We start from the raw sequence: 15,934 nt of genomic DNA, 5'->3' as shown, positions 1-15,934 counted from the left end.
TGCATTTTATGTCATGCGTGTGAAAATGGTGTGTAGTATTTTTAACCGAGGTGGAGTTATGGAATTGAATAAATTGCAGGAAGTATTAAATTCTGCTAACGCTGATGTTGGTTTCAGTAAGAGTAATGTAGTTAGTAAAATAGAAGAGAGATTAAAGCAAGTAGATCCAGGTACATTGTGCCAATTAAGTTTTGCTGTTTTAAAAAACAACAAACAAATGGTAGAAACCCTTATAAAAGGAGGAGCTGATGTTAACACAATTGATGCGTACAATCGTGATCCATTATATTATGCTATCTCACAAGGGAACACAAGAATGGTAGAGATCCTAATAAAAAATGGAGCAAGTGTTAATAAGAAGTATAATGACGGAAGCACTCCTCTACATCATGCTGTCTTGAGCCAAAAAATAAAAATAGTAGAGTATCTTATAAACAATGGAGCTGATGTTAATGCGTTAGATGAAAAACGGCGCACTCCATTATACTTAGCTGGACGAAGTACAAAAATGGTCTCGATTCTCATGAAGAAGGGGGCATTACCTTTACTGGAAAACAGAGATATTGAATTTTTAAAGGATCTAGCTAAACGCATTAAAGATGATAATACAGAGTATTTAAAGGAGGTAAAGGTAGAACAGAAGGAGGGGCGGGTAGATGATAAGTATGAGTCAATTAAATACTCGTTGCTGCTTAGTGATAACAGCTCTTTGACCTCTATTATTAAAAGGGAAAAATTCAAAAATTTAATATCTGATTGGTCTTTCAACGTACCTGATTTAAAAGATAACCAAAAAAATTTGAATAAGGCACTGTTAAATCTTCTTACAGACTTTCCATTTTGTGACATTACAAGGTTTGAGGACTTTTTACACGATAACAAAGGTGATGATCTAAAAGCTGTTCTCAATCTTCAAAGGGGAGAATCCAAATTGACAATACTACATGTAATACAAGGTATGGAGTATTTAGCAGTGGAAAAAGACATAGGTTGTGCAGTTAGTGCATTTATGACTTTACTTTTAAAATCTGGTGCTGATCCTAACATAGTTAACAGTGAAGGGCAAACACCTTTGCACTATGCTGCTTATTATAATACTTTAAATATACCTTTGCTTCTGAAAAAAGGAGCACGTGGTCAAACTGACAGACAAGGAAAAACTCCTCTAGACATTGTAATTATTAACAAAAAACCTTTTGAAGTGAATCTTTTAGAACAGATCTTTTTAACTCAGGAGCAATTGGAAGCAAAAAATGATTTAGAAGGTATTTGCGGTCATAGCTTTAACACTAATCGACTAAGAAAGTTTTTCAATCAGCACAAAGGAAATGAAGGTCTTAAAGAGATTCTCAATCTTCGTGATTGCGAAGGAAAGTCTCGAGTTTTTCAAAAGATTAGGGAGGCTTGTTATGGTAATGAAACTCATTTCAAAGAAGCAAAAAAGTTGCTGCTAGAAGCAGGAGCGATTGATTACGAAGAGTGGAAGGACAAAAAACGTTTGCCTAAGCTTAGAACTCTATGGGATGATTTAATATTAGATCAGTCGGAAAAGTTGAAAATATTTTTGGGTAGGGTAAATAAATCCAAAGATATAGATGAGTTAAAACGCGTTGTAAACGAAGCTATAGAACTTGGGGTAAGGCTGAACTTTCCTAACCAGGGTAGTATATACGGAAAGGTATATGAAAAGGAATATAGTTTTACAGATTTTGTGATAAGAAAGATTAGTGAATTAAGAAAGAGTTCCGAAGGTTCAAGGAATATAGAGGTTGCTAGTGGTATAGTATGTCAATTGATATCAAAAGGGGCAATTTTGTACAACATAAGCAGTATATATGTAATTGACGAACTGGAAGAGTTTGAAAGCCACAAAGCTAATATGAAAAACGCTTATGCAGATTATGAGAATCGTGCTTTAGATTTCATAACAATCGTTCAAAGCGCAACAAGTGGTAAGGTAAGAGACGTAAAAATCGACAACTCTACTCTCTGTCTTGAATATTCACAGGATAGTAAAGTAGATGTTGCAAAGATTACAAATGGAGCAAGGGGTTTAGGTATCACTCAGGAAGGTGTACAATACGGAAGAAATATAATAAAGATAGGTAAGAGTGAGGTAGAAATTATAACGGAAAACGCTATAAGGAATTATGTAGGCCTAGCAGATGGTAGTAATATAGTATTGACTTTCGATACTGGCTTGGGAGAGTTGGAAGTGAGATTATACCCTGATAAGCAAAATCTAATAAAGGTAGAAGTAGAAGATCAAGAAAAGTGGAAAAAATTACAGAATTGTGAGGAACGAATAGGGGAAAAATGTTTGCTTGGTGGGTGTTCAGTACGTGATGCTATTGAACGAGGTTTTTTTACTAGATCTGGAGAGTTGATTCGTTCTGAAACAATTAATCAATCTGATGCAACAAAAGTGGACTCTTGGACAAAGCGCGAAAAAATGAGAAAAGCTTCAAGTCTTGAAGAAACAGTAGGCCGTTTTCTATAATGAAGTGAGGGAGTGTTAAATAAACCATACGCGTCAAGTTAAGGAAAAGTGTAAGTAAAGTTGATAGAGTGAAGGAAAATAATAAGGTATAAATTCTCTTGGATATATGAATGAGAGAACTTACAATGGACAGAATAGCTTGCTTATCAAAAGACCTCAATGAATTCTTTAATGAAAAAGCAGACGAAATATCAATTGCAGTAGGTTTTATAAAAAGAAAGAGAAAACTTAATGGCTCATCATTCATAAAAGCTATGGTTTTTGGTAACATAGGAGTTGATGATTGCAGCATAGAAACAATGTGCCAATTGCTAAATGAAGACTCGATAGAAATTACAAAACAGGGTTTAGATTTTAGGTTTAGTGAAGAAGCAGTTGAGTTCATGAAAAAAATGTATAACGAAGCTTTGTGTTTATTTAAAAAAAGTCTACAGATTGATTGCAAAATTTTACAGCAATTTGGAAGCGTTAAATTATTGGATAGCAGCTACATTAGCCTGCCCAGTAGCATGGAAGATATGTACAAAGGATATGGCAGTAGCTATAGAGATTGTGAGAATAATACCAAATCAGGAATAAAGCTACAGTTAGTCTTTGATTACCTGAATCAAGCGCTAGATAAGTTAAATTTTATGGAAGGAATAAGGTCGGATCAAGGTTATAGGGATTATCTGAACGGTTTATCAGCCAATGATTTGCTAATATTTGACTTGGGCTACTTTGTGCCTAGTTCTTTTAAACAGATTGATGAAGCAGGTGCATATTTTGTTAGTCGTTATAAGTCTGATACCAATATATATGATATAGAAACAAATCAAAAAATAGAGCTATTGGAGTATTTAGAAGGTCAATTATCTTCAGAAAAAGAAGTATTATTAGGAAAGGAAGTAAAAATTAAGGTAAGAATTATATGTCAAAAGCTAACTGAAGAACAGTCTATGGCTAGAAGAAGAAAGGCTAATAAATTAGCAAAGTCACATGGATATACATCTTCTCAAAAGAATCAAAAGTTATTAGATTGGTCAATATTTATAACTAATGTTCCAGAGAGTAAAATTAATGCTGAACAAATATTGACGGTTTATAGAGTAAGATGGCAAATCGAATTACTATTTAAACTATATAAAAGTCATATCAATCTTGATAAACTAAAAGGAAAGACAAATCCATTTAGAGTATTGTGCGAGCTATACGCAAAATTATGTGCTATTCTCGTATTTCACGAAATGGTTGGCTGTGTAAAACTAAAAAAGAACACGGAGCTCAGTTTAACAAAGGCATTTATTGAATTGAAAAGGCGGGTTAGAGAGCTCTTTTTGATATTAAACAATATTGTCAATAATTTAAAAATTTTTCTAAAAAAGCTTACTATAATCTGGTCAAAGTTTTCTTTGAAAGACAGATATAGGAAGACCAGGGTATCTACTTTAAGCTCTCTACATTCCTTAACTTGACGCGTATGGTTTATTTAACACTCCCTGTTAAGATGCCTAATCTACTTTCAGCTCCTCAGTATGTAAACTGCGTGGTAAAGACTCTAATTCCTTTGCAGCACTTAAACTTTTATTTTTTGCATGTATACCAAGCTTATTGAATTCTCGAGCAGCAGGAAACACCCTTGCTTCAAGAGAGCCAGCAGTTTTATTATAATGATCAACAGCACTTTTTAAGCTCCTGCGCAAATTATCAAAGTTTTCACCCATTGTGCAAATGCGCTCATATAAAATATGACCTAGTTCACTGATTTTCTTTGCGTTTTCAGCTATCATCTCTTGCTTCCATCCATACGCTATTGCTCTCAGCAACGCAATTAGAGTGATCGGTGTTGCAATGATCACTTTTTTTTCCACTCCAATCTCTATCAAAGCAGGCTCATATTCCAGTGCTGCGCTAAAAACCCCCTCCCCTGTTAAGAAAAGCACCACAAGTTCTGGCGTATTTTCAAATTGATTCCAATACTCTTTTTTACCCAAATCATTTATGTGTTTTTTTATTGCCAGGGAATGGTTCTTTAATTTCTCCTTTTGTATTTGCAAATCATTTTGTGATATAGCATCCATGTAAGAATCAAGCGGCACTTTAGCATCTATTATTATTTGCTTTCCAGATGGCATTTTGATTATTAAATCAGGACGCAATAAATTATCCTCGTTTTTATCAATCACTGACGGCTGAGTAAAAAAATCGCAATACTCAATCATTCCTGCCATTTCTACCACTCTTTTGAGTTGCATTTCACCCCATTTGCCCCTAATGTGAGGTTTCCTCAGGGCATTAGCAAGGTTGGAAGTTTGGTTCATCAGCGCTCCAATTTGCTCCTTTAAACCTTCATAGGCCCCTACCCTCTCCTTTTCTAGCTCACGTATTTCATTATCGAATTTTTCTAATTTTTCTTTTATTGGAGTTACAACTTCGTTGATCGTTGCTTGTCTTTTTTTGAAATCGCTTTCCGTTTCTTTTAATTTACTATCGATTACTTCCTTTGCTAAGTTCAGAAAATTATTGTTATTTGTTTGCAAAGCATCAAGAGAGAGCGCTTTAAAAGTGTTTGTTAATCTCTCCTCTGCTTTTGTTAGTAATTCTATTTCCTTTTTCTTTTCCTCACGTTCTTTTTGCAGAGTTACTTCAAGTTCTGCTTTTTTGACCCTTAAATCAACTATTTCTTCATTCTTCGTAAGCAAAGTTTGCTTTGTTTCTTGAAGTTCTTGCTCTAATTTACATAAATTACCCTCAAGGTTTGCTTTCTTTTCGCTCAGTTTTTTTACGATAATGTAGAAAAATAGTAATAGAGAGACAACCAGAGCTATAGAATTGAAAAGCATCAGAATAAAAAAGCTGTATTTACAATTCTATATGATTTTTGTGTGTATAAGAAAGAAAAAAGGAGCACCTAAAGAGGTGACCTTACCCAGAAAAAGTAGAGAGAAAGTTAAGACGTTTTTATCATGAGAATAAATTGTGCAGGAATGCAATAGTTAATAGTAGAATGTCTACGTTATTTGTTATAAAAGATTTCTATGTATTCAAATATGGCAGTTCTGGTTTGTTGAGCGAGAAGTATCAATAAGCAGCTCCCTTTTAAGTGAACTTTTCTGCAACAGAGTTATCGTAACAACAGCCCTTATGGCTCATGCTGGAAATGATGTTTTTTGTATTCAATAGAAATTGGTAATTTTGAGAGGTATACTGTGACCCTTGATCGCTATGTAACAGCAGATTTTTATCGGGTTTGCGTTTATCAACGGCCATCAATAAAGAATCTATAACTAATTATCATGTTACTCATTAACCACCATGCGTGAATATAGGTCAATTATTGCCGCCAACAACCTTCTTTAGTTTTTATGTAGGTAATCCCAAACTTTATTTGGCTGATCAGTAGTAAAATTTTGATCCAATGTGTTCGGAGCCACAACTCGGTTGCTTATTTGCTGTTTTTTATTTTTGAACCTTCGTCTAAGCTTGGCTTTAATGCCATTTTCTTGCATAACACTTTGTACTGTTTTAATTTTTGCCTAAAGCTTTTAATTCAGCGTGAATTTTAGGGGCTCCATATCTGCATTTAGAAGCTTGATGTATTTTTTGAATATCTGCTAGAAGCCCTTCTTTTGCTAATTCTTTACTGCTTTTTTCCTTAGCAACCCATACCACCAGTACAAAACCCTACATAGTTCCTGTGTTTTATAGCAATTTCTATATAAAAGAATACTTTACTCTTTTTCTTTGCCCAGGGCTTTTTTTAAAATGTCTCTTTCTCTTGTTAGTTCTTTTTTTAGATCAAATCTTTCTTTGTCATAAGGAGCCTTTGCCTGGAAATGCGTATGCTCCAGACATTTTTCCATCATATTTTCTTACTTAACATACTGCCATCTATACCTAGATCTTTTGCTATTTTTGTACTTGCTTGACCTGTTTCTTTAACCAGCTTAACAGCTTCTAATTTGAATTCTGCTGTATATTCTCTTCTATTTGTCATATTTTGAAAAAACGTTTTATTTTACTCCAAAAACGTTTTAACTTTCTCTCTACTTTTTCTGGGTAAGGTCAATTTACCGCCGCGGCGCTAACTAGTAGCGGGATGACGGGTTACCAAATTGTAGAAGTTGCTTTAGCTATAAATTCAAGTTTTATCAATGTCTTGTGTTGTTACCCAAATAATGGTTGTGCAAGCGCTTAATTTTTTGATCAAAAAGGAACAAGTTTAGTAAAAAATAATGATATTATTAGTGGAACATAAAACAGTCCCACTGCAGTACTGATTAGAAGCAACAGAGTAGCTTTATCTGGTTGATAATTCAAAATATTAGCAAGTATTATACTGGACCCAGAAACTGGAATAATAGCCAGCAACATCAGTGCTTTATATATGCTCTCATCGTATATACCTATAACATGCTTGTCTAAAAGGACAATTCCTAAAACAAACAGTGGCCAGAATACGTACTTTGCTGTAATAGTGATCAAAGCAAGCTTCCAATCTATTTTAAAGCTTGCAATATTCGCAATGCTCACTCCAAGTAGCACCATTCCTAATGTGACAAAAGTACTTCTAATGTTCATCATAACATCTGTTAAAAAAGTAGGTATTTGTATATCGTATATACTTAAAAAGAAGCCCAGAACCATCGCATAAAGCGAAGGAAGTTTGAACAACTTTAATATGCATTCTTTTGCGGTATAAATACCATTTGCAGCTATGTAAAATCCTAAGCTGTTTTCAAATAGCGCCATTCCTATATAACAAACAACATATACAGATACTGAATCTTCATCAAATAAAGCCATGGCAATCGGCAGGCCAAAATAACCCATACTTGTGCTACCCGAGCTAAATGCTAATATGTTTCTCGTGTTATCCTTAAATAAAAAAGAAGAAAGATAATACACTGATAAGGACATAGTGCTACCTATAAACCATATCAAAATCGGCAGAGAAATTACTTTTAAATTAACTTCTGTATGAGAAACTCCATATAAAATCACTATTGGATTAGCTATATAAAAGAGTATTTGAGATATAGTGTTTCTATCAATTTTAAGACATTTTCCTGCTAAATAACCAATAAATATCGTAATATAAATAGGTAATATTTTTAGGAAAAGAGTAAAGAACATACTAGCCTATTGTGATACTTTTGACTGATAAAGTAATATTAGATCTTAAGGTATTGTAAAAGTAAACAAAATTTATTTTCCAATTTATCCAGCTCATAGTTAATTAAATTAGTGCCAAAATTTGTTTTTACATAGGACTTAAGAATGACATTTTTATGATAAAATTATGTTAAGTTTCTATAAAGCTTCTTGCATATTTTTAAATAATGACATATTTACTAAAAATTAAACTGCTTGTAGTAATTTAGACGAACTGTTGAAAAAGTAAGAGGAAATAAGTAAAGTTAGGACAGAGAGTAAGAGCTTTAACATAGTTGTCATATTTTTCTCAATTAACTCTGGTGTCCAATTTATCCACCACCTCTTTACGTGAGGTGTTTCTAACCATTTTAATAACAGTAAAAAATGTTCTTCTTTCAACGCTTTAAATGTGATATTTTTATTCATTAATTGAAAATCTCAAATGTTACTACCATTTCTATTAATCCTGTCTCTAATTGCCAAGTTCATTGAAATTGACATTTCCGTACCTAGTTTTCCTGATATGGTGCGCTATTTTAACGTATCAGAAGGAACAATTCAATTAACTATTGCTTATAATTTTTTAGGCTTTTGCATAGGAGGGTTGTTTTTCGGTCCATTGTCTGAATGCTACGGCAGAAGGAGAATTATGATCATAGGTAACACTTTGTTATTAATCGGCGCTGTTGGTTGTGTTTTTGCACCGTCGATTTTTTGGCTTTTAATCTCTCGCTTTGTTCAGGGCATTGGTGTCAGCACATCTGTAGTTGTGTTTGCAATCGTTGCAGACAGCTATAAAGGTGACGAAGCGGTGAAATTTATTGGAATCATGAATTCTGTTCTTACAGTTGTCATGGCAATTGCGCCAGTGTTAGGCAGTTTCATCAATGAAATTGTAGGATGGCGTGGTAATTATGCAACTGTTGCAATACTTTGTTTGATCTCTTGGGTTTTGCTGCTTTTAGCGTTACCAGAAACAAAAAAGGACCGCGATATTTTCAGTTTGAAAAAAACGATGAAAGATTACAGAAAACTACTATCTAATCCGAGGTTTGTTACGTTGTCTTTGATGTCAAGCCTCTTTTCTGCTGCTTATATGTCATTCATCACTTGTGGACCTTTTCTGTATATGAAGACTTTTGGTTTATCTAGCACTATTTATGCACTACATCAAGGTGCAATAGTTGGGTGCTTCTCACTCATCAGTCTATTTGCTGGCAAAATCTTGCAGAAACTTGGAGCAATAAAGTGTGTAATTTCTGGTACGAGCGTGGGTGCTATTGGGTCTCTATTGCTTGTAATATTCAGTATAATTGTACCCCACTCTTTCTACTTAGTAACACTGTCTATGATTATTTTTTCTATCGGTTGTGCAATTTTCCAGCCAGTGATTTTTAATGCATCAATAAATGTTTTCCCTGAAATTAAAGGCACAGCTTCTTCTGCAGTCTCGTTCATTAGAGCTTTTATCATGGCTATTTTTATCGGCTTAACAAGCTACATTTACAATGGTCAAACAATTAGTGTAGCTGTTCTTGTTTTATCCGCGATAATACTAGAACTTGTTTTTACTGTCTATCTATTGCGTTTAAAAGATCCTATGTAATTAATAAAGATATTCCATTGTAGGCTGCTAACTTTCCCCTGCCAATCTTTCTGCTTAATTACGTGAGATTAATGCCTCAATAAATTCATCTAGTTCGCCTTCTTTGATAATCTGCTCTAGCCGATGTGAAGTTAGATTAATTCTGTGGTCTGTTATTCTTGATTGTGGGAAATTATATGTTCTTATGCGCTCGGAACGATCACCAGAGCCAATCTGACTTTTCCTCATTGTTGACCTTTCCATTTCTTTTTTTTGTCTTTCAATTTCGTATAGCCTTGCCCTCAATACTTTGAGCGCTTTAGCTTTATTTTTATGCTGCGATTTTTCATCTTGCTGTATCACAACTATCCCTGTTGGCAAGTGGGTGACCCTTACTGCGCTGTCAGTTGTATTCACTGATTGCCCTCCAGGACCACTGGATCTATAAACATCTATTCGTAAGTCTTTTTCTTCTATTTTAAAGTCAACTTCTTCTACTTCAGGTAATATCGCAACAGTAGCGGCAGAGGTATGCAACCTTCCTGAGGATTCAGTTTCTGGCACTCTCTGTACTCTGTGCACCCCTGATTCAAATTTCAACCTTGCAAAAACTTCTGTTCCATTAATGAGTGCAGAAGCTTCCTTATAGCCACCTATACCTGTATTAGAAATGCTTATTGGCTCGAACTTCCAATTTCTTCTTTCTGCATATTTTTGATACATACGAAATAACATTGCTGCAAATAATGCTGCTTCTTCTCCGCCTGTACCTGCTCTAATTTCTAATATTGCATTTCTTGAGTCATCTTCATCTTTGGGCAATAATGCTAACTTTAATTTTGCTTTTATTTTTGGTAATAATACCTTGTGCTTTTCGAAAAATTCTTCTTTTGCTAACTCTTTTATATCACCTTCGCTGTTTTCATCTTTCATTATTTCTTCTAAGTCTGAAATTTCCTCTTTCAGCGTGTTATATTCATCAATTATCTTGATTATTGGCCTGAGCTCAGAGTATTCCTTTGAAAGGGTAATGAATTCTTTTTGACTTAAATTGGTAGGATTTTCCAAATTCCTCTCTATATCATTAAATTTTTTCTTTAAGTCTTGTAAATTATTTTCCATATCCATATAGCACAGATCTAGCTAAGTAATATATACTGAAATAAAAAATTTCTTATATCAAGCAATAACACTATAATATACCTACTACCTTCTAGTTGAATATAATGGCAAAACAGATAACATCAAACTGCAATTTCATATTTGGAGCTTCGGACATAAAATCATTACCAAATGAGTCGGCTCCAGAGATTGCGTTTGCTGGTAGATCAAATGTAGGAAAATCCAGTCTGATTAACTTACTGATAAACAGCAAAAAAGCTGCCAGAGTTTCCTCTAAACCTGGATGCACTAGACAAATAAATTTTTACTCTATGTACAATGATAAGTTCAGGCTTGTTGACCTACCAGGGTATGGTTATTCTCATGCAGGTAAGGAGGAAATTATACAATATTTAAACTTAATTGAGTATTATCTAATTCAAAGAAGAAATCTAAGAAGAGTGTTTGTGTTGATAGATAGCAAGGTAGGATTAAAAGAAATAGACAAAGACTTCATTTATTGGTTAATATATAATAACATTAACTTTAACGTTGTGCTAACAAAAATAGATAAAGTAAGTCAAAAAAGCTTAGGTGCTGTTATAGAAGATATTCAAAGATGGATTAATAATGAGAATGTGTCAATTCATCAAATGAGCATCCGTGTTAAGCATAAAATAACCAAGGTAAGAGATGAGTTTTTCAAGTTTACAAGATAAAAAAATGAAGAGTAGTGAATTCTTAAAGGGTGAGGTATCATTTGAACAAAAAGCAGAAATATTATTTGAAGTGCTATCTAATATACCTAGCTTTGTAGGCGAGACTTTTGTCATTAAATGCGGTGGTACAATAATCTTAGATGAAACACTATTTAACACTTTTGTGCATAATGTTGTCTTGTTGAAGCAGCTTGGTATAAATCCGGTAATAATTCATGACGGAGAATATGAAATTAACTCGGTGTTAAAAGTGCTGGGTATGGACAGTAAATTTGTGAATGGTATCAGACTTACAGACAGAGACACTATGAAAATCATTGAAATGGCACTGTGTGGCTCAGTTAATAAAAAAATTGTTCAGCATATAAATTCTGCTGGTGGTTCAGCTATTGGATTATGTGGAAAAGATGGTAACTTAATTAAAGCCGAAAAAATAACCGCTACGCTTAGAGAAGATAGATCAAATAATATCGAAAAGATATTAGACATGGGGTTCATCGGTAGACCCACTGAAATCAATCCTGATATATTATTTTTTATTGAAGAATCAGATTTTATACCAGTTATTGCACCAATTGGTCATGGAAAAGATGGGGAAACATATCATATTGATGCCGATAGCACTGCAAGCGCAATCGCAATCGCAGTTTCTGCATCTAAAATGATAATCTTGAGTGACACAGATGAAGAAATAGATAAAATTGGTGGCAGGAAGATATCTGTTAAAAATTTAAATGCATCGATTGATTGTGGGAAAATTAAAGGGGAAAAATTTATTGAAAGGCTTATGGCATACGTTAAAATGGCGGAGGAATGTGCTGGAGTTGTTCACATAGTTGATGGTAGAATACCTAACATTATGCTTGATTTATTTACTGAGAGTAATTCAAGCATATCGATTGTGAGTGATTTATAGCTATACTGCTTGCAACTACACGAATACCAAGAGGGTGTCATTCAAGTAGCTGACACTGGAATGACAGCAATCTACGTCATACCGCGATTCATTCGCGGTATCTCTAGATCCCGCTAACAAGTAGCGGGATGACGGTTGTCAGGGTGTCATCCCAGCGCCCTTATGATGTCATCCCAGTGCCCAGACACTGGGATCCAGAAGACTTAATTTCAACCAAGTGGCTGCATAATAAGGACTAGATTCCAGACTGGAATGACATCATAGAGGCACTGGGATGACAAAAAAAGGAGCACTGAACTTGTCAAGGAATTTTATGGCCTAGCGTCACGCGCTGGAATGACATCATTTACATTTATCACTTTTGCAGATACAATTTACATGCTATAATTGAGTCTTCATAGATGGTAAATTGGAGTGCAAAGAAGTAAAATTAAAGTAGAAATAAAAAGATTATCACATGGAGAAGACTTGTCTCTTCCATGTTATGCAACTACGCAGAGTGCTGGCATGGATCTTTATGCTGCATTGAATGATTCTGCTGTTTTAAATCCACTTGAAAGATTACTTGTTCCAACTGGAATTGTGATTGCAATACCAAACGGTTTTGAGGGGCAAATCCGCCCACGTTCTGGTCTTGCTGCAAAACATGGAATCACTGTCTTAAATTCTCCGGGTACTATAGACTCTGATTATCGAGGTGAAGTTAAAATTTGTCTAATTAATCTAAGTAATCAGCCATACGAAATAAAAAGAGGAGATAGAATCGCACAAATCCTTATTTCTCCTGTATCTCAGGTAATTTGGGATGACAGAGAAGAATTCTGCGCAGAAGAAACCGGTCGCAATGCAGGGGGCTTTGGCTCAAGCGGCAGGTAGCTTACGAAAAAGCTTAACTATGACAGTTCTTTTATACACAATTTAAGCATATTAATATTTTATTAAATGAAGTCGTTTATGCTAACTTTCAAAAATCATTGTGGCCAGCTCCACAAAGCAAACACTGTATTTGTTGCATTTACTGCTATATACGTTATAGGTGGATTAGCAATACTTTCAACACCGCTTTGGAGGCCTTCAACTTGCAAGCTAGCAGCTTTTGCAGCTACACCACTTGGAATGGGCGTTTTAGCATTTGTTGCTGCTGCGCTGACTTATTTAGCAATATATGCTATCAGCAAAAATAACGAAATATCTGAGTTGAAAGCTCTGAAGGTTATTAAGGATGGGTTGCTAGTAACAAAAGACGCATTTAGGGAAATTGCAAGGAATAACCAAGTTAAAGATGAAGAAGGTAAGGTAGAAAAGGATAAATATTATATAGACTTCAGCTTAGAAGGCAAGAACTACCGTATTATTGTTGATATTAATCAGCTTACCAGTATACTAGGCAATACTTTACTCTTCAAGATAGGTTCACTAAAAGAGAAAAACGATGAAGGTAAGTTCGAGGCAGTAAATGAAACAAAGTGGAATAAAACATTAGGTTTAGACAAAGATGGTGCTAAAGAGGTTAACACTTATTTAGGCTCACCTATTGTTGAACAAGCTGCTAAAGGAAAAGTACCAGACTAGACAGCTAAGTATAAAAGAGGTAGATTAAGTCTGCCTCTTTGTTTTTTTGATTTTCAGTGTTACGCGCATAACTGCATGGATGTTGCGATTCTCAAGGCAACGTATCTGTTTAGATGCATGGCTAATGCTGAAACAAAAATTCCAGTGTTCCCTTTCTTGTCATCCAAGTAGCTGACACTGGGATGGCTTTGTTGCATCACACTTTATGAGATGGTGATTTATGGTAAATTCATGTAACTATCTCAAATTTAGCCATACCAATATCAGTGAATTTATTAAGCAAATAGCATTTAGTTCTTTTTCTCGATTTATCTCAGATTTATTCCTAAAACTAAATCCGAATATTTGCTTTAATCTTGAGAAAAACCCTTCAATATAAGATCTTTTCCCATAATTTACTTCTTTTTTCCATTCTTTCATGCCATCTTCACCGTATAATTTTATTAACCTAATAGCAGCATTCCTGTCAGACATATAATCTATTTCTGGATGTTCTGCCGCATTGTTTATTGGTGGAATTTTTGTCTTTATATCATATTCGTTACACAACTTATAAAACTTGTGCCTATCACATGCTCTATCTGCATATAGTGCTTTTATGGCATGCTGAAAATCAACTTCTTTTAGCAAATCACAAGCTCCATAGTGATCAGAGTAGACACCGTTACTGTATTTTACAGCTATGGCTTTTTTGTTGTTTATATTCAACATTACGTGCAATTTTCTCGTTTGCTCATAGCCACGATATTTTCTGTCAGTGCTATTTTCCTTGCTGTGTGTTGTTGTATATACTAATTCCTGTACTGTCTATAGCAATTTCGATATCTTCCATATTATTTTCTGCAATCATTTATCTTAATATTAAGTTTCTTAAACCTTCTTGATGCTTGTGAATAGCTGATAACTGCCAAATCTCTTCCTATTTGTTACAAATACCCTTTTATAAACCCGACTGTTTGTCTTAAACCAATTCTAAAGAAACTGACGATTATATGCACCAAAATCACAACTTTATCACTATAAATATAGTTGCCGCCCTGCATTTTTGGACAATTCTCGTACCAATTTTCTATGGCGTCATTGATATAACAAAAAATGCTTCCTCTTTCTTGGAGAAATTTGTTATATTCATGGCAGTTACTGACTCTCATTTTTTGTGGCATATTTTTTCTTCAACAGTTAAATGGCTATTTATAATGAATTTTGTCAGTAACTGCCAGTTCTTTTCACTTGAGCGATGCAACAAAGCCCACTGGGATCCAGCTTTTGATCGAAAATGTTGTATAGTGCACAATCAATTTTTCTGGATTCCAGTGGGCTTTGTTGCATCGCTCTTCGGATAGTAGGTAACGCACAATAAATTTATGAAGCTATCTCAAATTTAGCCATACCAATATCAGTGAACTTATTGAGCAAATAGCATTTAGTTCCTTCTCTCTATTTGTCTCAGATTTATTCCTAAAACTAAACCCGAATGTTTGTTTCAGTCGCGAGAAAAAACTTTCTATATAAGATCTTTTTCCGTAGTTTGTTTGCCTTTTCCACCTCTTCATTCCATCTTCGCTGCATGATTTTATTAGTCTAATTGCAGCATTTCTCTCAGCCATATAGTCTAACTTTGGATGCTCTGCTGCGTTGTTTTTCGGAGGAATTTTCGTTTTTATACCATATTGATTACACAGCTTATAGAGCTTTTCTCTGTCATATGCCCTATCTGCATATAGTACTTTTATGACATACTGAAAATCGACTTCTTTTAGCAAATCACAAGCTCCATAGTGATCAGCCGTTACTGTATTTTACAGCTATGGCTTTTTTGCTGTTTGTATTCAACATTACATGCAATTTTCTTGTCTGTTCATAGCTGCGATACTTTCTATCTTCGCTATTTTCTTTGCTATGACCAGGAGTGTTGTTGTATATACTAATTCCTGTACTGTCTATAGCAATTTCGATATCTTCCATATTATTTTCTGCAATCATTGATCTTAATATTGAGTTTCTTAAACCTTCTTGATGATTGTGAATAGCTGATAACTTGCAAATTTTTCCCAATTTGCTCAAGGTATCCTGCTATAAACCCAACTGTTTGCCTCAGGCCTATTCTAAATAAACAAGTTATTATGTGCACCAAAATTACAACTTTATCGCTATAAATATTGTTGCCACCTGGTATTTTTGGACCATTCTCGTACCACTTTTCTATGGCTTCGTTGATATAATGAAAAATATTTCCTCTTTTTTCTAGAAATTTGTTATATTCGCTATGGTTACTGACCCTCATTTTTTGTGGCATATTTTTTCTTTCAAGGTTAAATGGCTATTTTATAATGAATTTTGTCAGTAGCCACCAGATTTTTTCAGTTGCTATGCAACAAAGCCATTCCAGTGTCAAGCACTGGGAT

Annotated in this window: 19 protein-coding genes; 7 read left to right on the top strand and 12 right to left on the bottom strand. The window is 34.4% G+C overall.

The features are described 5' to 3' along the window. Positions 1-64: 64 nt before the first annotated feature. Both AAGD87_RS02315 and AAGD87_RS02310 read left to right on the top strand, forming a co-directional pair. Positions 65-2,500, top strand: a complete 2,436-nt coding sequence (locus AAGD87_RS02315; protein ID WP_341817709.1) for an ankyrin repeat domain-containing protein — start codon at positions 65-67, stop codon at positions 2,498-2,500. Between the two features lie 125 nt (positions 2,501-2,625). Further along, positions 2,626-3,954 carry an IS4-like element ISWosp9 family transposase gene (locus AAGD87_RS02310; protein WP_155969615.1) on the top strand — a complete coding sequence of 443 codons (1,329 nt, stop codon included), beginning with the start codon at positions 2,626-2,628 and terminating at the stop codon, positions 3,952-3,954. Between the two features lie 36 nt (positions 3,955-3,990). Here the strand turns inward: AAGD87_RS02310 and rmuC are convergent, their stop codons facing one another. From rmuC to AAGD87_RS02285, 6 genes are all read right to left on the bottom strand, one after another. After that, entirely contained in the window at positions 3,991-5,322 is a 1,332-nt protein-coding gene (rmuC, locus tag AAGD87_RS02305) for a DNA recombination protein RmuC (RefSeq protein ID WP_151807714.1), read from the bottom strand. Between the two features lie 256 nt (positions 5,323-5,578). Further along, positions 5,579-5,749, bottom strand: a complete 171-nt coding sequence (locus AAGD87_RS07780; RefSeq protein WP_080717647.1) for a DDE-type integrase/transposase/recombinase — start codon at positions 5,747-5,749, stop codon at positions 5,579-5,581. A 255-nt stretch (positions 5,750-6,004) separates the two neighbouring features. Further along, positions 6,005-6,151 carry an IS3 family transposase gene (locus AAGD87_RS02300; protein ID WP_080717648.1) on the bottom strand — a complete coding sequence of 49 codons (147 nt, stop codon included), beginning with the start codon at positions 6,149-6,151 and terminating at the stop codon, positions 6,005-6,007. 59 nt (positions 6,152-6,210) lie between these two features. Further along, the gene (locus AAGD87_RS02295) at positions 6,211-6,345 is read right to left on the bottom strand and encodes a hypothetical protein (RefSeq protein WP_259349141.1); all 135 of its coding nucleotides are present in this window, start codon (positions 6,343-6,345) and stop codon (positions 6,211-6,213) included. Continuing rightward, a complete protein-coding gene (locus AAGD87_RS02290; RefSeq protein WP_007548354.1) occupies positions 6,342-6,476 on the bottom strand; it encodes an IS3 family transposase in 135 nt (44 codons plus the stop codon). Before AAGD87_RS02290 ends, AAGD87_RS02295 begins: the two co-directional genes overlap by 4 nt. Positions 6,477-6,685: 209 nt before the next feature. Next, on the bottom strand, positions 6,686-7,615 hold the full coding sequence (locus AAGD87_RS02285) for an AEC family transporter (RefSeq protein WP_141456821.1): 930 nt from the start codon (positions 7,613-7,615) through the stop codon (positions 6,686-6,688). A 463-nt stretch (positions 7,616-8,078) separates the two neighbouring features. Between AAGD87_RS02285 and AAGD87_RS02280 the strand changes: the two genes are divergently transcribed. Beyond that, positions 8,079-9,242: a multidrug effflux MFS transporter gene (locus AAGD87_RS02280; RefSeq protein ID WP_341817708.1), complete on the top strand. Its 1,164-nt coding sequence runs from the start codon at positions 8,079-8,081 to the stop codon at positions 9,240-9,242. Positions 9,243-9,296: 54 nt separating this feature from the next. Here AAGD87_RS02280 and prfA read toward each other — a convergent pair whose 3' ends face one another. Further along, a complete protein-coding gene (gene prfA, locus AAGD87_RS02275) occupies positions 9,297-10,349 on the bottom strand; it encodes a peptide chain release factor 1 (protein ID WP_341817707.1) in 1,053 nt (350 codons plus the stop codon). Positions 10,350-10,447: 98 nt separating this feature from the next. Between prfA and yihA the strand changes: the two genes are divergently transcribed. The 4 genes from yihA (at position 10,448) to AAGD87_RS02255 (ending at position 13,529) form a co-directional block, all read left to right on the top strand. Continuing rightward, positions 10,448-11,041 carry a ribosome biogenesis GTP-binding protein YihA/YsxC gene (gene yihA, locus AAGD87_RS02270; RefSeq protein ID WP_151807719.1) on the top strand — a complete coding sequence of 198 codons (594 nt, stop codon included), beginning with the start codon at positions 10,448-10,450 and terminating at the stop codon, positions 11,039-11,041. 4 nt (positions 11,042-11,045) lie between these two features. After that, entirely contained in the window at positions 11,046-11,957 is a 912-nt protein-coding gene (gene argB / locus AAGD87_RS02265; protein ID WP_182309211.1) for an acetylglutamate kinase, read from the top strand. A gap of 414 nt (positions 11,958-12,371) precedes the next feature. Continuing rightward, positions 12,372-12,833 (top strand): dUTP diphosphatase, encoded by a 462-nt coding sequence (dut, locus tag AAGD87_RS02260; RefSeq protein ID WP_006279458.1) that lies wholly within the window; start codon positions 12,372-12,374, stop codon positions 12,831-12,833. A 78-nt stretch (positions 12,834-12,911) separates the two neighbouring features. Further along, complete coding sequence (locus AAGD87_RS02255) at positions 12,912-13,529, top strand: hypothetical protein (protein ID WP_231115830.1); 618 nt, start codon at positions 12,912-12,914, stop codon at positions 13,527-13,529. A gap of 237 nt (positions 13,530-13,766) precedes the next feature. Here the strand turns inward: AAGD87_RS02255 and AAGD87_RS02250 are convergent, their stop codons facing one another. The 5 genes from AAGD87_RS02250 to AAGD87_RS02230 all read right to left on the bottom strand — a co-directional run bounded on the left by AAGD87_RS02250 (position 13,767) and on the right by AAGD87_RS02230 (position 15,825). Continuing rightward, on the bottom strand, positions 13,767-14,240 hold the full coding sequence (locus AAGD87_RS02250) for a transposase (protein WP_250296353.1): 474 nt from the start codon (positions 14,238-14,240) through the stop codon (positions 13,767-13,769). Between the two features lie 215 nt (positions 14,241-14,455). Continuing rightward, positions 14,456-14,692: a transposase gene (locus AAGD87_RS02245; RefSeq protein WP_264339149.1), complete on the bottom strand. Its 237-nt coding sequence runs from the start codon at positions 14,690-14,692 to the stop codon at positions 14,456-14,458. Between the two features lie 207 nt (positions 14,693-14,899). Beyond that, on the bottom strand, positions 14,900-15,292 hold the full coding sequence (locus AAGD87_RS02240; protein ID WP_338481864.1) for a transposase: 393 nt from the start codon (positions 15,290-15,292) through the stop codon (positions 14,900-14,902). Positions 15,293-15,311: 19 nt separating this feature from the next. After that, the gene (locus AAGD87_RS02235) at positions 15,312-15,512 is read right to left on the bottom strand and encodes a hypothetical protein (protein WP_010082383.1); all 201 of its coding nucleotides are present in this window, start codon (positions 15,510-15,512) and stop codon (positions 15,312-15,314) included. Continuing rightward, on the bottom strand, positions 15,496-15,825 hold the full coding sequence (locus tag AAGD87_RS02230) for a transposase (protein ID WP_007548762.1): 330 nt from the start codon (positions 15,823-15,825) through the stop codon (positions 15,496-15,498). Before AAGD87_RS02230 ends, AAGD87_RS02235 begins: the two co-directional genes overlap by 17 nt. Between the last annotated feature and the right edge of the window lie 109 nt (positions 15,826-15,934).

Origin of the sequence: Wolbachia endosymbiont (group A) of Pherbina coryleti, assembly GCF_964026875.1 — a bacterium.
Classification (GTDB): Bacteria; Pseudomonadota; Alphaproteobacteria; order Rickettsiales; family Anaplasmataceae; genus Wolbachia; species Wolbachia pipientis.
The sequence above is the reverse complement of the archived record's forward strand: the minus strand, read 5'-3'. Positions and strand labels throughout refer to the sequence as shown.